Annotated in this window: 16 protein-coding genes; 1 reads left to right on the plus strand and 15 read right to left on the minus strand. The window is 75.3% G+C overall.

All coding sequences use genetic code 11. The features are described 5' to 3' along the window. Nucleotides 1-54: 54 nt before the first annotated feature. The 13 genes from ACZ7KX_RS21225 to ACZ7KX_RS21285 all read right to left on the minus strand — a co-directional run bounded on the left by ACZ7KX_RS21225 (nt 55) and on the right by ACZ7KX_RS21285 (nt 16,744). Nucleotides 55-2,058: a TOMM precursor leader peptide-binding protein gene (locus ACZ7KX_RS21225; protein ID WP_470327780.1), complete on the minus strand. Its 2,004-nt coding sequence runs from the start codon at nt 2,056-2,058 to the stop codon at nt 55-57. Beyond that, a complete protein-coding gene (locus ACZ7KX_RS21230; RefSeq protein WP_470327781.1) occupies nt 2,055-3,758 on the minus strand; it encodes a hypothetical protein in 1,704 nt (567 codons plus the stop codon). The genes ACZ7KX_RS21225 and ACZ7KX_RS21230 overlap by 4 nt, the downstream gene beginning before the upstream one ends. Next, complete coding sequence (locus tag ACZ7KX_RS21235; protein ID WP_470327782.1) at nt 3,755-4,918, minus strand: hypothetical protein; 1,164 nt, start codon at nt 4,916-4,918, stop codon at nt 3,755-3,757. The genes ACZ7KX_RS21230 and ACZ7KX_RS21235 overlap by 4 nt, the downstream gene beginning before the upstream one ends. Before the next feature lie 144 nt (nt 4,919-5,062). Beyond that, a complete protein-coding gene (locus tag ACZ7KX_RS21240; RefSeq protein ID WP_470327783.1) occupies nt 5,063-7,768 on the minus strand; it encodes a lantibiotic dehydratase in 2,706 nt (901 codons plus the stop codon). A 138-nt stretch (nt 7,769-7,906) separates the two neighbouring features. Then, nucleotides 7,907-8,107: a thiazolylpeptide-type bacteriocin gene (locus ACZ7KX_RS21245; protein WP_350523096.1), complete on the minus strand. Its 201-nt coding sequence runs from the start codon at nt 8,105-8,107 to the stop codon at nt 7,907-7,909. 69 nt (nt 8,108-8,176) lie between these two features. Further along, a complete protein-coding gene (locus ACZ7KX_RS21250; protein WP_350523097.1) occupies nt 8,177-8,347 on the minus strand; it encodes a thiazolylpeptide-type bacteriocin in 171 nt (56 codons plus the stop codon). Between the two features lie 471 nt (nt 8,348-8,818). Continuing rightward, nucleotides 8,819-9,340, minus strand: coding sequence for a hypothetical protein (locus ACZ7KX_RS21255; RefSeq protein ID WP_470327784.1), 522 nt, complete (start codon nt 9,338-9,340; stop codon nt 8,819-8,821). Between the two features lie 602 nt (nt 9,341-9,942). After that, a complete protein-coding gene (locus ACZ7KX_RS21260) occupies nt 9,943-11,208 on the minus strand; it encodes a sugar ABC transporter permease (RefSeq protein WP_470327785.1) in 1,266 nt (421 codons plus the stop codon). Further along, nucleotides 11,205-11,993, minus strand: a complete 789-nt coding sequence (locus ACZ7KX_RS21265; protein WP_350523100.1) for an ATP-binding cassette domain-containing protein — start codon at nt 11,991-11,993, stop codon at nt 11,205-11,207. The genes ACZ7KX_RS21260 and ACZ7KX_RS21265 overlap by 4 nt, the downstream gene beginning before the upstream one ends. A gap of 169 nt (nt 11,994-12,162) precedes the next feature. Continuing rightward, nucleotides 12,163-13,257, minus strand: a complete 1,095-nt coding sequence (locus ACZ7KX_RS21270) for a sugar ABC transporter substrate-binding protein (protein ID WP_470327786.1) — start codon at nt 13,255-13,257, stop codon at nt 12,163-12,165. A gap of 477 nt (nt 13,258-13,734) precedes the next feature. Beyond that, a complete protein-coding gene (locus ACZ7KX_RS21275) occupies nt 13,735-14,646 on the minus strand; it encodes a phytoene/squalene synthase family protein (protein ID WP_470327787.1) in 912 nt (303 codons plus the stop codon). A gap of 183 nt (nt 14,647-14,829) precedes the next feature. Further along, nucleotides 14,830-15,375: a hypothetical protein gene (locus ACZ7KX_RS21280; protein ID WP_350523103.1), complete on the minus strand. Its 546-nt coding sequence runs from the start codon at nt 15,373-15,375 to the stop codon at nt 14,830-14,832. Between the two features lie 130 nt (nt 15,376-15,505). Further along, nucleotides 15,506-16,744: a styrene monooxygenase/indole monooxygenase family protein gene (locus ACZ7KX_RS21285; RefSeq protein WP_470327788.1), complete on the minus strand. Its 1,239-nt coding sequence runs from the start codon at nt 16,742-16,744 to the stop codon at nt 15,506-15,508. A gap of 227 nt (nt 16,745-16,971) precedes the next feature. On the opposite strand from ACZ7KX_RS21285, the gene ACZ7KX_RS21290 reads away from it, so the two are divergent. Further along, nucleotides 16,972-17,406: an alpha/beta fold hydrolase gene (locus ACZ7KX_RS21290; RefSeq protein WP_470327789.1), complete on the plus strand. Its 435-nt coding sequence runs from the start codon at nt 16,972-16,974 to the stop codon at nt 17,404-17,406. 119 nt (nt 17,407-17,525) lie between these two features. Here the strand turns inward: ACZ7KX_RS21290 and ACZ7KX_RS21295 are convergent, their stop codons facing one another. Then, entirely contained in the window at nt 17,526-18,014 is a 489-nt protein-coding gene (locus ACZ7KX_RS21295; RefSeq protein ID WP_470327790.1) for a DUF4265 domain-containing protein, read from the minus strand. A gap of 104 nt (nt 18,015-18,118) precedes the next feature. Beyond that, nucleotides 18,119-18,769 carry a helix-turn-helix domain-containing protein gene (locus ACZ7KX_RS21300; protein WP_470327791.1) on the minus strand — a complete coding sequence of 217 codons (651 nt, stop codon included), beginning with the start codon at nt 18,767-18,769 and terminating at the stop codon, nt 18,119-18,121. Nucleotides 18,770-18,975 lie beyond the last annotated feature (206 nt).

Consider the following 18,975-nt stretch of genomic DNA (forward strand, 5'->3'; position numbering starts at 1 on the left):
GGAGGGCTGACGGGCTGACGGGCTGACGGGCTGACGGGCTGACGGGCTGACGGGCTAGGGGAACGGGTGCGGGTGGAGCGGCAGTTCGTCGTGGCGCAGCGGGCCCGGGGTGCGGCCGAGCCGGTACGGGACCTCCAGCAGCCGGGGCAGGCCCCGGGTGCGGCGGTTGACGTGGCCGAAGGTCATCGGCAGCGTGCCGGGCACGATCACCTTGGCGCAGTGCAGGCCCAGCCGGTCGCGGACGCCGGGCTCGTCCTGGGTGACCACGACGACTTCCAGGCCCTCGCCGGCGAGCCTGCGCACGGTGTGCTCCAGCAGCTCGGTCAGGTCGGCGACCGGTGCGGGGGCGCCGGGCCAGCGCTCGGCGGGGGGCACCGGCGGCGGGCCGGCGAACAGGAAGTCCAGCCGGGGCTGCGCCTCGGGCAGGGCGTTGAGACCGACGTGGTCGTCCAGGGTGACGACCAGGTCGGGCCGGTCCAGCAGCTGCCGCAGCCGCTGCGGGTCGCGCGGGCCGCCCGGGGCGGTGGAGCGGTGCGGGGCCTCCTGGACGTTGGTGACCACCTCGGCGACGGCGGAACGGATCGCCGTCAGCGGGTCGTGGTGGGCGCCCGCCGCGAGGAAGGTGCGCGGGGTGTCCGGGTGGCCGCCGTGGTGGCGGCAGAGGGCGATCACGGCGGGGATGCCGAGGTCGTTGGTGGCGTCGAGGAGGGTCAGCCGGTAGCCGAACAGCCGGGCCCGGGCGGCCAGGTCGGCGACCTGCGGGTCCTCGGTGGGGACGGCGACGCCGGGCAGCGGGGTGCCCGCGTACCAGGCCATCAGGAAGGCGTCGCGCTCGGCGACCTCGAACAGGCCGTAGAGCGCGGCCTCCTGGGGGCTGTTGCCGAGTCCGCAGCCGTTCGAGGACTCGTAGACCACGCGGGGGCGGTCGCGGGCCGGCAGGTCCCAGTAGGCGACGTGCTCGGGGACGGCGACCGGACGGCGGTGGGTCAGCGACCAGCCGTGCACCCAGTCGAGTTCCAGGTCCGGGGTGTACGGGACGGTGGTGGCGGCGGGGTGCCCGTGGTGGCCGGGGTCGGGCAGGCCGAGCCGAGCGGGGTCGAGGACGGCGTCGCGGCCGAGGTCGCGCCGCAGGCCGGCGAAGGCGGCGCGCAGGACGGTCCGGCGCCCGAGCGGCCGCATGCCGGCGTACCGCTCCACGGCCTCGAACAGGGCCACCCGCTCGCTGGAACGGAAGTCCTCCGCACGTCCGTAGCCGCCGTCGTCGACCGTCCGGCCGTCGGTCGCCCAGGCGGTGGTGAGGGCGAACGCCGAGTCCTCGGTGCGGAACAGCCGGCGGACGGGGCCGAAGCGCTCGTCGTGCAGTTCGGCCCGCAACTGCTCGGCGCCCGTACGGTCGTTGGGGCCGCGCAGCACGGCCGGGTCGGGCAGCGGGCGGGGCGTCGCGGGCAGCCGGGCGGCCTCGGCGGTGTCGGCGGGCAGCGGGTGGCAGACGGGGCAGCCGCCGACGGGGCGGACCCGGTGGGTGGACCAGGTGGCGCGGGCGCCGTTCACCAGGTGGACGGTGGCGTGGCCGACGCCGGCCGGCCCCGGTGCGGCCCCGGCGGGGGCCGGCGCTTCGGCAGGGGCGGGTACGGCGGCGGCCGGGTCAGATGCTCCTGCGCGGGCCGGTACGGCTGCGGCCGCCTCGACGGCGAGTGCGGGGGCCGGCACGGCTGCGGCCAGCTCGGCGGCGAGGGCGGCCACCGCGTCGCCGAAGGCCGGGGTGCCGGTGCCCGCGAGCGCCAGTTCGGGGCTCTGCCAGGGCACCCGGCCGCCGGCGGTGGCGAGCCGCTGATACTCGGTGCAGCCGAGGCAGGCGGGGGCGCCGGGGTGCAGGACGGGGCCGACCAGGGTCAGCGCGCCGTCCTCGCGCACCGGCACCAGGCGCACGGGGTGGGCCAGGGCGTGGCGGCTGAGCCGGGCGGCGAGGCCGAGGGTCCACTCGGTGAGGTGGACCACGGCGGTGCCGCCGGTGGTGGCCAGGGCCTGCGCCGGGGTGAGGACGGGGAGTTCGCTCATCGGCCGTCTCCTGAGCGTACGAGTGCGGTGAACCCGCAGCCGTCCAGGGCGTTGGCGAGCGGACGGGCGGCGGGGGTGGCGGCCCGCCACGGGGCGGTGCGCAGGCCGGTCAGGCGGTGCAGGGCGGCGCGCAGGTCCGCTTCGCGGTCGGCGAGTCCGGTGAGCCAGCGGTCGGTCCAGCCCTCGTCCGTCCAGGCGGCCGGGTGGCGTCCGGCGGCGGCGATGGGGGCGGCCGCTCCGGTGAGGGCGGTGTGGTGGGCGGCCGCCAGGCCGCTCCGCCGGGCGAGGAGGCGGGTGAGGGCGGCCAGGGCGGCGTGGGCGACGGCGTCGGCGGGGGTGGCCTCGACGGCTCGGCTCCCTTCGGCCTCGGCAACGAACACCTCTACACCTCTCCCGAACCGACGGGCCGTCAGAGCTGGCGACCGGCCGAGGAGACGGGCCAGCACGGCCCACCAGTGCGCGGCCTGCGGGTGCTCGCGCCAGGCCGACTCCGGCAGCGCGGGTCCGTGCGAGGCGGGTCCGTCCGCCGCGGCACGGTCGAGGGCCGCCGCGCGCAGGGCCCGGCCGAGGGCGTGCTCCGGGTCGGCGCCCACCACCGGGGCCGCTCCCCCGCCGACGGCCGCCAGGTGGAGTTCGGCGGACCGGCAGGCTGCGGCCAGCCGGGCGAGGTCCGTCCGGGCGGCGCCGGCCACCAGGGCGCCGGACGGCGTGGCACAGGAGACCAGGGCGACGGGCAGTTGGGGCAGGTCGCCGGGCGACGGCGCGTCGAGGACGCCCAGCCGTGGATCGCCCAGGGCGGTCACCCGGCGGAGGGCCTCGACGAGGTCCGTGGGCGGTTCGGCGGCACCGCCCGCGCCCGCCGCCCACGGATGGTGCTCGGCGCGCGTCGGGCGGGCCTCGGCGAGCAGGACGGCGGGGCGACCTGCGAGCAGGCGCGGGTCGTCGCCCGGCTCGCCCGGGTCCGGCAGGCCGGCGACCGCGCACAGCAGCCGCTGGGCGGCCGCGGCGGCGAGCAGGACGGGCAGCGCGGCGGGGTGTCCGGCGCCCGGGTCAGCGTCGGTGCCGGGACCGGCGCCGGAGTCGGTGCCCAGTCGGGCCGCGAGGGCGGCGGCGTCCGCCCGGGTGCGCGCCGGGTCGGCGGGCTCGGTGACGAACCCGCCGTCCGCGCCGCACTGCACCCCGACCGCCACCGGCGGGGCGCCCGCCGAGGCCACCACCCGCCCGGCCGGCAGCCCGGCGTCGGCGACCACCGCCGGTGCGGCCGTCCCGCCCCGGGCGAGGGCACGGGCCACCGCGCGGGCCAACGGGCCGTCCGGGTCGGCGGCGGCCACCACCGGGCGGGCGGCCGCGAGGGCCGCCGCCGCGCCACCCGGCTCCGCCGCCACCGCGCCCGGCCAGAGCGGCAGTCGGGCGCCGCTCGGGTGGTCCACGATCAGGTCGTGCTCGCGCAGCCGGGCGGTGACGGTGGCCAGCGCCGCCGCCACCTTCGGCTCGGGGACCGGCGCCGCCGGGTCCGCACCGGGCGCGAGCCGGGCGTCGAGCAGCTTCCACAGCGCGGGGAGCGCGCGGCTGCCCTCCAGGGTGAGGCTGCTGCCGCGCCCGCGCAGGTGCAGTCCGTCCCGGAGCCGGGTCACCGCCACGCCCGGGCGCAGGTGGGGCCGTACGGCACCCCCCTGCGGACCCCCGGCCCGGCCGGTCACGCGGCGCCCTCCACGGCGGCGATGACCTCGTCCACCCGGTCCTGCCAGCGGTGCCCGGTGAGTTCGGGCACGGTGCGGACCACCAGGTGCGCGGCGAGGTAGCGCTCCACCGGCCGGACGTCGCAGATCGCGAACAGCCGGTACAGGCCGTTGGTGCAGGCCCGGTAGATCAGGTAGTCCGGGCGGGTCCACATCGTGCCGCCGGGGTCGGAGCGGTGCAGCAGCCAGTGGAAGTCGCTGTAGCGGGTGCGCAGGGCGAAGTCCCAGCGGGCGGCGGTCTCCGGGTCGCCGACCGCGGCCGCGCGTGCCCGGTACTCCTCGCGGCTGCCGCCGAGGTCGATCCCGGCCGCGTGGCGCCGCTCCGCGAGCGCCCAGGCGGTCGCCGACCAGTGCGCCCAGTCCCGCTCCCAGCCGCGCGCGCCGCCGTCGGTGATCCGGCCCACCAGTGCGGTGACGGCGCCGCCGACGCGGTCCCAGCGCCGGTCGAAGGCGGCCCGCAGGCTGCCGTCCGGGTCCTCGTGGACGAGGAAGTCCTCCAGGTGCGAGACCATCGAGTAGTGCCCGCCGATCAGCCCCTCCGGGTGCGCGGCGGCGTGGGCGGCGAGCGCCGACACCACCAACTGGACGCGGGCCTCGGAGGCGTCGCCGTGCGCGCCGAGGAAGTCGCACCCCGCGCCGATGGCGGGCAGGCCCAGCCGCATCAACTCGTCGCGCAGGGCGGCGGATCCGGCTCCCAGCAGGGCGTTCAGCGCTTCCCCGGCGGACGGGTCGACGGGCAGCACGCGCACGGTGTTGTCCGGCACCAGCGGTCCGTACGGCGGCGCGATCAGCTCGATCCGTCCGGCGACGGCGGCCTCGGCCAGCAGTTGCCCGTCCGTCCGGTCGGCGACCGACGGGTGCGCCGCCGTCCAGGCCCGCAGCCCCTCGGCGGCCCGCTCGGCCGCGGCGGCCACCCGCGCCCCCGGGCCGCGCAGCCGCAGCCGCAGGTGCGGCCCGAACCGCCAGTGCCGCTCGACGTGCGCCTCCAGCCCGTCCGCCGCCGCCTGCCGGGCGGCCGGCAGCACGGCTTCGCGCAGCGCGCGGGCCTTGACGGGCTGGTAGTAGGTCAGGACCACATCGCGGGTGGTCACGGCCTCACGGCCGTCGGCCAGGTCACTCATCGGACGCCTCCTCGGCAGTGCGGAGCGGGACGGGGGAAGGGCTGGGGAACGGACTCGCACCCGGGGGCGGGCCGCCGGCTTCCGCGGCACCGTGCCGCGGGCCGCCCGAGGGCCGGCCGGCCCACGCGTGCGACGGCGCCCGGGTCACGGGGTTCCCTCCTCGGGGCCCGTGGCGCCCGCCCGTCCGGGCCGGTAGGTCTCCGCCACCAGCTCGACCGTCCGGGTCGGCTCCGCCGCGCCGGCGATGGCGGGCAGCGCCTCCTCCAGCACCACCCCGTTCGGGTACCGGGTCAGCCACTTGGCGAGGTGGCACAGGTGCAGGGGGTTGCCGAGGTCGACGGGTTGGGGCTTCGGCGCCCGCAGGTGGGCCACGAAGGCGTCGGCGGGTGTGTCCGTGGTGGCGGCGGCCGGTACGGGGTGGAGGAACAGCTGTTCGGGGAGGCCCAGCAGGGCGCGCCAGCGCGCGGTGGCCCCGGCCGGGATCCCGTCGGTGCCGGGGTCCGCGGCGAGGTCGGCGCGCAGGGCGTCGAGGACGGCCGGCGGCAGGTACCAGCGGCGGCGGGCGAGGACGACGTGGCGGTGGCGCAGGCGCGGGGTGCCGGTGACGGTGCCGCCGGGCGCACGGAGGGCGGTGCGGGGCAGCAGCGGGCGGAAGTCGACGACGCCGTTGGGGTGGTCGGCGAGCAGCGGGGCGAGCCGTTGGGGCAGCATGACCGGCGCGAGGAAGCCGAGGTAGAGGACGTCCAGCAGTTCGCCGGTGCTCCGCAGGCGGAAGCGGAGCTGGTCGGAGGCGGGATCGTGGACGAGGTCGAGGTCGGCTTCGACCAGGTTGGTCCACCGCCGGTCGGGGCCGATCTCGTCGGCGAGCAGCAGGGGGTGGAGGTTGGCGTTGAAGCCGCCGACCGGCCGGATCTGGGCCGCGCGGGCTCCCTCGCCGAGGCCGCGGCGGATCTGCCGGGTGACGTCGGCGGCGGCCCGCGGTGTGGTGGCGTCGAGGAACCGGCTGGCGAAGCGCCCCCAGCCGCCGTAGACGTGGTTGACGCACAACAGGCCGTCGGTGGGGTCGGATTGGACGAACCACGAGTAGCTGAGCGGCCGGGCCGCGGTCCAGTCGGGCAACCGGGCGGCCAGCGCCCGGACCCGCTCGGCGGGAAGGACGATCTCGCCGTCCGCCTCCGGTACGGCCGCGAACTCGGCCCGCAGGGCGGCCAGTTCGTCCGGTACGGCGATGGCGGACCAGGCCTGGGCGGCATCGGCGGCGAACTCCCACGGTGTGCCGCAGACCCCGCCGACGCCGTAGCGGGCGACGAACCGGTCGCAGGCGGCCCGTCGCATCAGGTGGCCGTGGTCGAACAGCTCGGCCAGCGCGGTGAGTTCGGCGAGCGCTGCGCGGTCGGCCCGGCTCGGCCGGCGCTGCGGCGGCGCGGGCGCGTGGACGTCCTCGCTGAGGACGGTGAGCGGTGCGGCCTCGGCGGGGACGGGCCGGCCGGCGGCGGCGAGCACCCGGTGCCAGGCGTCGGCGAGCGCGGCGAGCAGCGCGGGGCGGCGTTCGCCCGGCGCGTCCTCCAACTCGGCGGTCCGGTCCGCCAGGTGGTCGACCAGGGCCACGATCGCGGTGTCCTCCGGCCACTGCCGGAGCCAGTGGGCGAGGCTGCGCAGCGGCTGCGGGTCCTGCGGGTCGACCGGGTCGGTGGGCACCAGCAGGCGGGCGGTGCGGAGCTGGCCGACGAAGCGGTGCACGACGGGGTCGTCCTCCGGGCGGCGGAGGGCGGCGGCGAGGCGGGTGGCGAGGCGGTCCGGGGTGTCCGGGGTGTCGGCGAGCGAGGCGAGCAGCGCCAGTTCGGGCCGGTCGGCCAGCTCGACCTCCTCCTCGCGGGTGACGAGGTAGCGGCCGCCCGCGAACACCACCTCGCTGCGGGCGTAGTGGGCACGGCCGTCGGCGACGCGGGCGGCCCCGGTCATCCGGTGCGGCAGGGTGCGGCTGCGCCGGGGGTCGTCGAGCAGGGCCTGGACGAGCGCGGCGACCAGCGTCCGGTTCTCCCGGACCACCGCGTACGGGGGCACCGGTGTTCCGGTGGGCGCGTCCGGCGTGGCGTTCGGCGTGGCGTCCCCTGCGTGCCCGTCCGGCGTGGCGTTCGGCGTGGCGTCCCCTGCGTGCCCGTCCGGCAGGCCGTCGCCCGAGGACCAGCCGACCGAGGTGAACCAGGTGAGCGGGCTGGTCTTGGTGGTGGCCCGCAGCGCGTGGCGCAGGACGGCGGCTTCCTCCTTGCGGGCGCGGGCCGGCCGCTCCCCCGTCGAGCCGGCCGCGCGCGCCGTGTTGGCGACCGCGCGCAGCAGGTCGGCGCTGGTGAGGGCGACGGCCCGGGTGAAGGCGGGCGCGCGGCAGAGTTCGGCGAGGGCGGCACGTTCGGCGGCGAGCGCGGGCGGGACGGCGTCGGCGAGCGCGGCGAGCAGCCGGGCGCGGCGCTGCCGCAGGTCCAGCCAGTCGGCGAGCCGCGGGACGCGCTGCGGCAGGTCGCCGAGCCGGTCGAGCTGAGCGGCGCGGGGCGGGCGTCCGTTGTGCAGGTCGCGGCGGAGCGGGAGCACGATCCGGCGGTGGAACTCCTCGTCGTGCCCGGTGCGACTGTCGTACAGGTCGTCGCAGAGGTCGGTCCGCAGGGCCGCCTCCGCGGCTTCGACGGCGCCGAGTTCGGCGAGCAGGCTCCGTACGGCTGCCGACGGTGCGGACTGTGCGGGCCGGGCGAGCACGGTGGCGCGCACCAGGGCGTGGCGGGCGGTGTGGGCGACCGGTGCCGGCACGGGTGCGGGGACCGGGCGGAGTACGGGACGCGGCAGGGCTCGGTTCGGCATGGCGGCTCCCTCCGACGGGCCTGGGCGGTGCACGGCAGGAACCCGGCGCGTCCGCGCGAACGCGCCGGGTTCGAAGTTGTTGCGCTGGTGGTGCGGGGCGGTACGGGGCGGTACGGGGTGGTCCGTTGGGGCCGGCTCTCAGAAGGTGTCGAGGACCGGCGGGTGCGGCGCGCCACAGGAGGACGATCCGCAGGAGGTCGAGCTGGGGCCGCCGGAGGCGCCGGTCTCGGGCAGCGCGACGGTGTCGCGCAGCGAGGTGACGGTCAGCTCCCCGAGGTCGAGGCCGTCGAGGGCGAGGATGTCATCGAGCGCGAGCGTGCCCTGTGTACGGTCGGACATGAGGTCTCCCTTGGTTCTCGAACGAGGCTTGCAGGACAGTGCTGTGACGGATCGTGAACTGATGGATCATCAGGAAAGCGGGGCGACCATGGTCTCCGGCTGGGCGCAGGAGGACGAGCCCTGGCAGGAGCAGGAGCCCCAGGACGCGCCGTTCTCCGGCAGTGCGACGGTGTCGCGCAGCGCGGTGACGTTCAGCTCGCTGAGGTCGAGGTCCTGGAGGTCGAGAGCGTTGTCGGACATGGCGGACTCCCTTGAGGTGGCAGGCCGTGCCGGATGATCCGGGACGGGTCTGCGAAGCGGGTGCTGTGGGATGTGCCGGGCCCCCCGTGGGTGCGTCGGTCGAGGGTCACTCGAACCCTGCTGTCGCGCCGCCCGAGGACGACTCTAGGCCTCGGGAACCCGCCGCCGACATGGCCGACGGGGCGTTTGGCCGGTAGTCCGTGCCCCCACGGCGCATCGCCACCGCCTCTTCAGCGGCGCTTGAGCGATCCGCCAGCGACCTGCGATGTTTCGCCCTCGAACACGACCTGACACCTCATCGAGAAGGTGTCCTGGGGCAGGCACGGAAAAGCGGGTGCGGTTGATCCGCACCCGCTCCACTGATTGATCGTTCCGCTGCGATTCCGCCGTGCCGGGGCGCCGGGGGCCCGGATCCGACAGGGGCTGTCGGGGCTGGGCCCCCGGGGCCGCAACCGGTGACGCGCCCGTGGGTCAGGCCGCGCGGCCCGCGCAGACCGCATGGACGGTGAGCACCTGGGGCGCGGTGCCGGTGTTCTTGGCACTCGCCGACCAGGCGCCCCCGGTGCTCGGGTCGGCGGTCCCGGTGGCGGCGGAGCTCTTGATGTCCCAGGAGGAGCCGGCATCCGTCGCGAGGCCACCGCCCGTGACCACCGTCCCCGTCGGGCACCGCGCACTTGCGGTGGCGAGCTCTCCGGGCTGGGCGGCGACGGACGAGCTGACGGTCTGGCGCGCCGGCAGGCCACCGGCGCTCGACGACGGCGTTGCTTCCGCTCCGGAAGCGGACTGGCTGCAGCCGGTGTTCTGGTTGCCGGTGGACGGGCTGCCTTGACTCACCAGTCCTCCGGGGATGCACGCGACGGTGAGGGCGGGGGTGTTGAGGAGACCGAGGCCGAGCAGTCCGCCGTCGCCCTGGGCGTGAGCGGCGGTACCGCCCAGGAGAGCGGCTGCTGCAACGGCGGCGCACATGGCGCTGATCTTCCCGAATGACTTCACGGGCTGTCCTTACCTGGTGGGCGAGCGATCGGTGCGGTGGCACCCACTCGCCTGCTGATCGGGCCACCAGCAGGATGCCGATCCCGGGGATCACTCCGTCGTCTGCCACACCCGACCCGGGGAAGGCTTCGCTCGTTCAGCCCGTGCCCCCGGCGAGCCGGCCCCGGGACGACTCAGCGCAGCGGAAGCAGCCGACGCCGGCCAGGCCGCAGCAGCGGTACACCTGGGCGGGGCGAGGGTGCGGCAGGTGTCGGACGCCTCGGCGGCCAGGGCGGGCAGGTCCTCGTCCCCGTAGCGCAGACCGGCCTGGACCAGCACGGTGCTCCGTGTATCCGTACCGCGCCCGCTCCCGTGCCGGCCCACGGGCCGGGTGGTCCGTCGGGGCGGCCGAACGGCGGGGGTGGGACCTCTGACTGGGGGCCTCATGCCAGCCACCCGCCCAGGGCCGCCCCATGGCTCGGACAGAGCCGGCAACTCTCCTACGACAAAGGGCCGTTCCGTTTGTGGACACCGTATGCGCCCGCGCTCACGCACACGGCACGGGCCGGCCCGGTACCCATCCTTCGGGTACCGGGCCGGCCCGGGCAGCGCGTGACGGCGGGTCAGCGCGCGGCGGTCTTGCGGGTGCGTCGGGACACCGAGTCCAGGACGACGGCGGCGAGCAGGACGGCGCCGGTGATCATGTACTGGATGGCCTGGTTGACGTGGACCAGGTCGAGCCCGGTGATGATCGACTGGATGACCAGGATGCCGAGCAGGGCCGACCAGGTCTTGCCGCGTCCGCCGAACAGGCTGGTGCCGCCGATGACGGCCGCCGCGATGGAGTTCATCAGGACGTTGCCGCCGCCGAGGATCTTGTCCGCGGAACCCTGCTGCGAGGCGATGAACAGACCGCCGAGGGCCGCCATGCCGGCCGAGATCATGAAGACCGAGATCCGGACCCAGGCGACGTTGATGCCCGCGCGGCGGGCGGCCTCCACGCCACCGCCGACCGCGAAGATCTGCCGGCCGTAGCTCGTGCGGCGCAGGACGAAGTCGGTGATGACGACGACGCCGAGGAAGACGAGCAGGGGCAGCGGCAGGCCGCGGTCCTGGTTGAGCATGTAGGCGGCGGTCAGCGCGATGACCGCGAGGACGCCGGTGCGCAGCGCGATCTCGCTCATCGGGCGGGCGGCGAGGCCGGCCGCGCTGCGGCGGCGGGCGTCCATGACCTGCCCGGCGCCGAAGAGCGCGACACCGAGGACGGCGAGGCCCCAGGTGTAGGCGATGTCGCCGTCGCCGAGGAAGTAGGTGTCCAGGTTGGCGAGGACGCCGTCGTTGACGACGTTGACGGTGCCCTTGTCGCCCAGGACGTACTGCTGCAGGCCGCTCCAGGCGAGCAGGCCGGCGAGGGTGACGACGAACGCCGGGACGCCGATCTTGGCGAAGAAGAAGCCGTGCAGGGCGCCGATCGCGACGGCGGCGGCGATGGCGATGAGGCAGGCGAGCCACTCGTTGTAGCCGGAGCGCACGGACAGGACGGCGGCTATCGCGGCGGAGACGCCGGCGACGGAGCCGAGCGAGAGGTCGATCTCGCCGAGGAGGAGCACGAAGACGATGCCGACGGCGATCAGGCCGGGGCCGGCGATCCACTTGGTGATGTTGGTGAGGTTGTCGGCGTTGAGGAAGTCGCCGGTGACGCTCTGGAAGATGACGCCGATGAGGATCAGGCCGAGGACGACGGGCACGGAGCCGAGGTCGCCGTTCTTCATCTTCTGCTTGAACTCGGCGACGTAGCCGGCCAAACCGGCCTCGCGGACGAGCAGCCGGGGGTCGACCGCGGGGGCGGCCGGTGCGGGGGTGTCGGGGGTGGTCTGCTCGGTGGTCACTTCGCTTCCTCCGCGAGTCGTGCCTGGCGGCGGGTGACGGCGTTCTCGGTGGCGCCGGTGATGGCGGAGATGATCTCCTCGTGCGAGGTGTTCGCCACCTCGAAGACGCCGTTGTTGCGGCCCAGGCGCAGGACGGCGACGGTGTCGGCGACGGCCTTGACGTCGGCCATGTTGTGGCTGATCAGGATGACGCCGAGGCCGCGGTCGCGCAGGCGCTCGACGAGGTCGAGGACCTGGGCGGTCTGCTCGACGCCGAGGGCGGCGGTGGGCTCGTCCAGGATGACGATCTTGGGGTCGCCGACCAGGGCGCGGGCGATGGCGACCACCTGGCGCTGGCCGCCGGAGAGGGCGGCGATGGGGATGCGCACGCTCGGGATGCGGATGGAGAGCGTGTCGAGGAGTTCGCGGGCGCGCTTCTCCATGGCGACCTCGTCGAGCGTGCCGAACCGCTTCAGCTCACGGCCGAGGAAGAGGTTGCCGACCACGTCGAGGTTGTCGCACAGCGCGAGGTCCTGGTAGACGGTCGCGACGCCGAGGGCCTGGGCGTCGTGCGGGCGGCCGATGGAGACCGCCTGGCCCTCCCACTCGATCGTCCCCTCGTCGATGGGGTGGACGCCGGCGATGGTCTTCACCAGCGTGGACTTTCCGGCGCCGTTGTCGCCCACCAGGGCCACCACCTCGCCGGCGTGTACCTCCAGGTGCACGTCGGTCAGTGCCTGGACGGCGCCGAAGCGCTTGGAGACCCCGCGCAACGCCAGTACGGGTGCGCCTGTCACGTGAACCATCTCCTTCTTCCCGCGCACGCCGTGATGGTGGGTCGGCGGCCGGTGTGGCCCGCGCGCCGTGCGGAGCGGGCGGGTGAACGTCGAAAAGGGGCTGTCGGGGCGGGCCGGGGCCTGCCGCGCGCTGCGGGCGGTGCTCCCCGGGGAGGCGGGGAGCTCCGCCCGGGCGGTGCTACTTCAGGCCGGCGGTGGCGCAGGCGGCGGCGTAGTCCGCGGTGCAGATGTCGGCGGCCTTGTACAGGCCGTCGGCGATGACGGTGTCGTTGATGTTGGCCTTGGTGACGACCTTCGGGTCGAGCAGCTTGGCCGGGATGCCCTTGTCGGTGGCGCTGTCGACGCTGGCGGTGGCCACGGACTTGACGTCCTTGCCCTGCAGGAGGTCGACGGCCAGCTCGGCGGCGGTGTCGGCGAGCGGCTTGTAGGCCTTGTAGATGGTGTAGGCCTGGTCGCCGTTGACGATCCGCTGGATGGCGTCGAGGCCGGCGTCCTGGCCGCCGACCGGGACCTTGATGCCCGCGCCCTGGAGCTGGGTGATGATGGCGCCCGCCATGCCGTCGTTGGCGGAGTAGACGGCCTGGAAGCCGTCCTTGCCGAGCTGGGTGATCGCGGCACCGATCTTCTGGCCGGCGACGGTGGGCTTCCACTCGCCGGACTGCTCGTAGACGACCTTCTTCACCTTGCCGTCGAGCACCTTGTGCGCACCGGCCTTGAACTGGCCGGCGTTCGGGTCCGCGTCGTCACCGTTGATCATGACGACGTTGGCGTCGGCGGCCTGCGCGCCGAGCGCGTCGACCAGGGCCTGGCCCTGCAGCTCGCCGACCTTCTCGTTGTCGAAGGAGGCGTAGGCGGCGACCGGGCCGGTGGCCAGGCGGTCGTAGGCGACGACCTTCACGCCCTTGGCGGCGGCCTCCTTGACCCAGGACTGGGTGGAGGTGGCGTCGAAGGCGTCCAGGACGATGACCTTCACGCCCTGGGCGATCAGGGTGTCGAACTGCTGCTTCTGCTTGGCGGCGCTGCCCTCGGCGTTGTTGTAGAGCACCTTGCAGTCCGCGCACAGCGCCTTGACCTTGGCCTCGATGAACGGGCGGTCGAAGGACTCGTAGCGGGTCGAGGACGCGTTCTCGGGCAGCAGCAGGCCGATGGACTTGTTGTCGCCGCTCGCGGCGGAGTCCTTCTTGTCGCTGCCGGCCTTGCCGCAGGCGGCCATGGACAGGGCCATCGAGACGGCTGCGGTGGCGATGACGGCGCGACGCATCGTTGCGTTCATGTGGGGGTGCCTCCCTGACGTCGCCGCGACGGTGCGGCGGAGTGGGAGGGAGTCAACCCGCATGTGCCAGATGGAGTCAAGAAGTAAATCCAAGGCCAGAGAAGGCGGGGCCTTTTCGTTATCTTCCTGAACGCATCCATCACCTGAAGGGGGTGCCATGAACACGCAATGCGCCAGCCTCGCGACTATCAGTGACGATGACGGAGTGCAGGCAGGGACTTCGGCGAAGTCTCGACACAGGCCGGGCGCCTACTGCGCCCTGGAGTGACGCCTGGGGCTCGTGCGTTCAAGATGTGTCGACTGAGGTATAGTCCGCAGGTCGGCTGCGGACTTCACGGCGACGGCCCCACCGAAGCGGCATCCCGGGCCGGACCACCCAACGGAGCCGACTCACGCACCCGGCACGGACTCTGACGATTCGTCAGCGGCGGCGCAGGCGGACCGCCCGGCCGCGCAGCCGCGCAGCCGGCGGACTCCTCAGCCGCGCAGCCGGCGGGCCCGGAAGTACTCACGGCCCAGCAGGCGCAGCGCGGCCCCCTTGGCCGGGCTCGCGGAGCGGCGCAGCAGCGCGCCCAGGTCGGCACGGGCGGCGGCACTGACGAGCCCGTCCACCCCGAGGAGGCAGCGGACCATCGGCCGGTGGGCGGCCGGCACCAGTGCGACGACGGCGACGCCCTCGGCGAGGGCGCGGTCGGCCCGGTCGAGCAGCTCGCCGAGCAGCGTCCGGACGGCCGGCAGGTCGCGGGCCCGTTCCAGGTCGGCCCGGGTGACGCCGTGCCGGCGCAGGGTCTCCTCGGGGACGGTCAGCCGGCCCTCCGCCAGGTCCTCGGCGAGGTCGTTGACGAAGTCCAGCCGTTGGGCGGCGTCGATGTAGGTGCGGCAGGCGGCGCGGTAGGCGGCCTGGTCGCCGTCCGGGCCGAGCAGTCCGGCGACGACCATGAAGCCGGGCAGCGAGTACCCGTCCACGTACGCCTGGTACTCCTCCTCGGTGGCGAACCCGGTGAAGTCGAGGTCCGTCTCCGCCGCGGCCAGGAAGTCCAGGACGTGTCCGCGCAGGGCCGGGTGCACGGCGACGCTGTTCAGCAGCGGGCGCAGCTCGGGGTCGTCGGTGCGGTCGGCGTCGAGGCTCCCGGTGACCTCCCGCTGCCAGCGGGCGGACGCCGCCCGGCGCTCGGCGAGCGGGCCGCTGTCGAGCAGGGTGTCGGTGCGGTGCATGAAGGCGGCGGCCGCGATCACGTGCGGGACGGTGCGGTCCGGGAGCAGCAGCCCCGCGGCCAGGGTGACCTCCCGCTTGTACCGGGCGACCTGCCGGCGCTGTCGGCCGTAGTCGGCCCGCAGCCCGGGGTCGTGCACGCCGGCCGCGTCCAGCGCCCGCTCCCACCTGCTCACTCGCTTCACCCAATCGTCCGTTCGATCCGGACCGAGCGTAGTGGGTGGGAGCCGGACGGCCCGTTCCGGTCCCGACCCGGAGGGCGGGGACCGGAACGCCGGGGCCCGGGAGCAAGGGACCGGAGGCGGGGCCCGGGTACAGGGACCCGAGGGCCGGGCCCGGGCGCCGAGCAGGCGGACAGGTCAGCGCTGGCGGATCGTGGAGAAGCCGCAGGCGGGGGTGCAGAGGGTGACGATGCCGCTGTAGCGGTGGGTGGTGCGGCCCTTGGTGACGCTGTGGACGGTGAGCTTCTCCCGCAGGTTGAGCTCCCGGCAGCGCGGGCAGGCCGCGCTGACCGGCTTGCCCCAGGGGCGGTTCGGGTCGAGCTTGGTGTAGGCGACCGCCATCAGGACGACGGCGAGGCCGGCGCCGCCGAAGCCGATGACCCGCCACACGCCGTTGGAGGACTCCCGACGGTCGATCATCTCGTCGTACGAATAGGTGCCCCCGCCGCCGTGGTTGGACCAGATCCGGCACTCGCTGTTCCGGGTCATGGTGTGGCCGTCGCAGGTCGGCGCGGAGTCCGGGTCGGACTTGCCGACGACCAGCGCCAGGAACAGGCCGATCCCGGCCAGGACGCCCAGCACGATCATGGTGGTGGTCCGACTGCGGCCGGTGTGCAGCCGCTTGCGCTCGTTGTACGCCGTATCGATCACAACCTGGGCCATGTTGCCCCCGTCGACCGCCACCGCTGTCTCCTGTTGTCCGGATGTCCGTACTGCTCGTGTTCCGAGCCGAATGTCCCCCTCGGCGAGGGGGCGACACGAACCCACCATGATCGACGCGCGATCGCACCCGATTTGGGAAGCTCTTGACCTTTCAGCTTCCGGTCGTGACCGAGGCCAGGTACGCGGCGGCCCGGTCCGGGTCGAGGTACCACCGCGCCACGTCCGCCGGGTCGTTGAAGTTGTTGGCGAAGCGGTCCGCCACCGCCTGGTGCTCGCCGGCGGCGACGAGCAGGTCGAGGACGTGCGGGGGCGGCGGGGCGAGCATCGCGTTGGACCAGGTGGTGACCGGGCCCGCGATCTCCCAGAAGCCGTCGAAGGCGGCCTGCTGGAAGTCGCGGTCGAAGGGCTTGTCGCCGTGGGCGAGGATCGCCTCCAGGTAGACCGCCGCGCACTTGGCGGCATTGTTGGCCCCCTGCCCGGTGACCGGGTCGTTGGTGACCACGACGTCCGCCACACCCAGCACCGCGGCGCCGCCCGGCAGTTCGCCGACCGGGCGGCGGACCACCGGGGCGAAGCGCCCGGCCAGGGTGGCGCCGGAGTCGGTGAGTTCGACACCGGCGCGGGCCCGGTCGTACTCCCAAGGCGTGAAGGTCCTCATCAACTCCAGTGTCACCCTGAGGTGTTCGGCCGGGTCGCGGAGCCCGTCGAAGGCGTCCGCCGGTCCGCCCGGCATGGCCTCCCAGAGCAGGATGTCGCACGGCCCCGACATGGTCAGGGCGGGCATCACGAAGAACTCGCCGATGCCGGGCACCACGTTGCAGCGCACCGCGGGGAAGTCGTGCTCGGGGCGCGGCGCGAGCCCGTGCACGTAGGCGGCGGCCAGCGCGCGCTGCGGCCGCTCGTGCGGCGAGTGCGCGTGGTCACGCTCGAACAGCGAGCCCAGCACGCCCTTGCCGGAGGCGACCAGCACCAGGTCGTACGAGCCGGCCAGGTGCTGCAGGTCGGCGGCGGTCACCGTGCGCAGCTCCACCCGGCCGCCGCGCCCGGCGAAGGCCTCCAGCCAGGTCGACATCTTCAGCCGCTGGTCGACGGACTGCGCGTAGGCGTCCAGCCGCCCCACCCAGTCGATCACCCGCGGCCCGTCCGGCATGGCCACCGACACCCCGACGCCCTCGATCCGGGGCGCCTCGTCGGCCCACAGGTCGAGGCCGAGGGCGCGCTCGGTGCGCAGCGCGGAGTCGAACATGCACTGGGTGGACAGCACCCGTCCGGCGCGCACCTCCTCCGCGCTGCGGTCCGTCAGCACCGTCACGTCGTAGCCGTGGGCCTGCAGCCCCAGGGCCAGTTGGAGTCCGGCCTGCCCGGCACCGACGATCAGAACTCTGCGCATCGCCCCTGCTCTCCTGGTGGTACGTCCCGGCGCGGCGCCGGCTCCGTCCGGCTGCCCAGTGGCCTGGATACCAGTCATCGGCGCGCGCGTCCACGGGCCGCGCAGCGGCGGCCGGCCCCGGGACCGGCGGTCGGGCTCACGGACCGTCAGCGGACGCTCCGGCGGATCCCGCGGCCGGGAAGACGATCGGGCTGATCAGGTACGGATCCCGGTCGGGCGCCGGGCGGTTGGCCAGCCGCGGCGCCAGCCGCACGCTCGCGGTCGTCGGGCCCCTGATCCGGTTCCGGGCGGTCGCCCGCCTGGCCGGCGGCGAGGTCCGCCGGGTCTTTCCGCCCGAGACCTACGCCACCATGCTCGCCGAGGACTTCGTCCCGGCCGGCATCGCCCAGACCCGCCGCGAGTTCCGTGCGGTGGCCGCCGCCGTCCCCCGCCTGCGGGCCCGGCCCCCGGTGCCCCCGGCCTGCCCGACCGTCCTGCTCTCCGCCGACCGACCCCGGCGGGGCGGCGAACGCAACCACCCGGCCCTCCAGGAACACCAGCGCCGCTGGACCGAGGCCCTGCCCGACGGACGCTACGAGCGCGTGGACTCCGGGCACTTCATCCAGGCCGAGCAGCCCGCGCTCGTCGCCGACCGCGTCCGCGAGCTGCTCGACCGCGGCTGACGGGCCCCGCCTCGCCCGGCCTCGTCCGTCGCGCATCGCTTGTCGAGCGCCGCGCACTGCGCACCACGCACCGCGCACCGCGCACGTGGCGACGCGCGGCGCGGCTCACCGGGGAGGCGTCAGGAGCGGGCGGCGAACGGCATCGCGTCGGCCCACTCCCAGCGGGCGTGTCCGGCCTCGACCAGCGCCCCCATGACGGCGAGCAGCCCGGCGGGCTCGACGTCGGGCGGGACGTCGACGGCGACGAGGCGGTCGCCCTCCCACTCGCTCAGCAGTCCGGCAGCGCCGCTCTCGGCCCTGATCGCCTCGGCGGCCACTCGGAGCTCCTCGGCCGGCAGGCCGGGGACGAACACCAACCGCAGCGTCCGGTGCCAGGCCGTCCCGACGACCTCGCTGACGTAGTCCTCGTCGTCGAGCAGCACGATGTCGCCCAGGGCGATCCCGTAGGCCGCGAAGGGTATGCAGGCGACCTGGTGGCTCCCGTCGTTCAGGGCCCGGAGCCACAGCTGCTCGACCCGCCCGTCCAGTCCGAAGGGGGCCAGGTCGGCGCGCGCGAGGTGGTGGGACGCGGCGCGACCGGCCGGGTCCTGGTGGACGACGAACTGCACGACCGCACTCCCCCCCCCGGGGCCGACTCCGCTGACCTCGCCATGATGCCGCAGCCGGTCACCGCTGCCGGTGCCGGGGGCGACAGCCCGCGGCGACGGCCGCCTCAGCCCGTGACCAGCCGTCGGCCGGTGACCTCCTCGGGGCGGATCCGGACCCAGAGCCGGCGGTCGCCGCCCGCCCACGGTGCCGCTCCGACCAGGCCGTCCAGGTGTTCCAGCTCCCCCGGGTCGTCCACGTAGTGGGCCGGGCCCAGGGCGAGCACGCTCCAGCCGCGGCCGAGGTACTCGTCGATGTGGTCGACCTGGAAGGAGACCGCGGCCCCCTCCTCCGGCGCGGTGGCGTGGCGCGCACCGGTCCGGTAGGCGAAGGAGGCCCGGTCGACCACGTAGTTGACGGGCAGCACCACCGGCCCCGGCTCGACCGGCAGGCCGATCCGGCCGATGCCGTGGGTGCCGACGAGCTCCCAGCACTCGGCCTCGGTGAGGTTCTCCAGCTGCGGCCGCGGCCCGGGGCCGCCGTGTCCGGGCGGGGCGTCGGCGCGGCCCGACAGCAGCTCGTCGGTGCTGCTGCCGAGGGCGGCGGCGATCCGGACGAAGCCCCCCGGGTCGAAGCCGGGCCCGGCTTCGAGGAGGTGCCGCAGGTAGCGGGGCGCCATCGCCGCCCGGCGTGCCAGCTCCTCCTCGCCGAGGCCCAGCTGCTCCCGCCGTTCGGCGATCCGGCGGGCCACGACGGCGGGGTCGGGGGTGTCGTGCACGGTGGTGACTCCTCGGCTTGCCGGGGGTGTTTCGGGCCGCGGGCCGGGCGCGACCCGGAAGGGTCCGTCCGCTTGACCAGGGCGGGACCATCCAAGCGCCCGCCCTGCGGCAAGTCGAGCAACGGCCCGGCCCGTGCGTGTCGGTACGCACCGTCGGCGGTGCGACGCCCGCGGGCCGCGGCGCCCGGCCCCGGCCTTGATCCCGC

This window comes from Kitasatospora sp. NPDC038210, assembly GCF_055600605.1.

What these genes read in the sequence shown, in the direction of transcription:
- ACZ7KX_RS21245 (WP_350523096.1), bottom strand. Translation starts at nt 8,107, where the DNA reads ATGTCCGACCGTACACAGGGCACGCTCGCGCTCGATGACATCCTCGCC.
- ACZ7KX_RS21235 (WP_470327782.1), bottom strand. Translation starts at nt 4,918, where the DNA reads ATGAGTGACCTGGCCGACGGCCGTGAGGCCGTGACCACCCGCGATGTG.
- ACZ7KX_RS21285 (WP_470327788.1), bottom strand. Translation starts at nt 16,744, where the DNA reads ATGCGCAGAGTTCTGATCGTCGGTGCCGGGCAGGCCGGACTCCAACTG.
- ACZ7KX_RS21240 (WP_470327783.1), bottom strand. Translation starts at nt 7,768, where the DNA reads ATGCCGAACCGAGCCCTGCCGCGTCCCGTACTCCGCCCGGTCCCCGCA.
- ACZ7KX_RS21270 (WP_470327786.1), bottom strand. Translation starts at nt 13,257, where the DNA reads ATGAACGCAACGATGCGTCGCGCCGTCATCGCCACCGCAGCCGTCTCG.
- ACZ7KX_RS21265 (WP_350523100.1), bottom strand. Translation starts at nt 11,993, where the DNA reads ATGGTTCACGTGACAGGCGCACCCGTACTGGCGTTGCGCGGGGTCTCC.
- ACZ7KX_RS21225 (WP_470327780.1), bottom strand. Translation starts at nt 2,058, where the DNA reads ATGAGCGAACTCCCCGTCCTCACCCCGGCGCAGGCCCTGGCCACCACC.
- ACZ7KX_RS21250 (WP_350523097.1), bottom strand. Translation starts at nt 8,347, where the DNA reads ATGTCCGACAACGCTCTCGACCTCCAGGACCTCGACCTCAGCGAGCTG.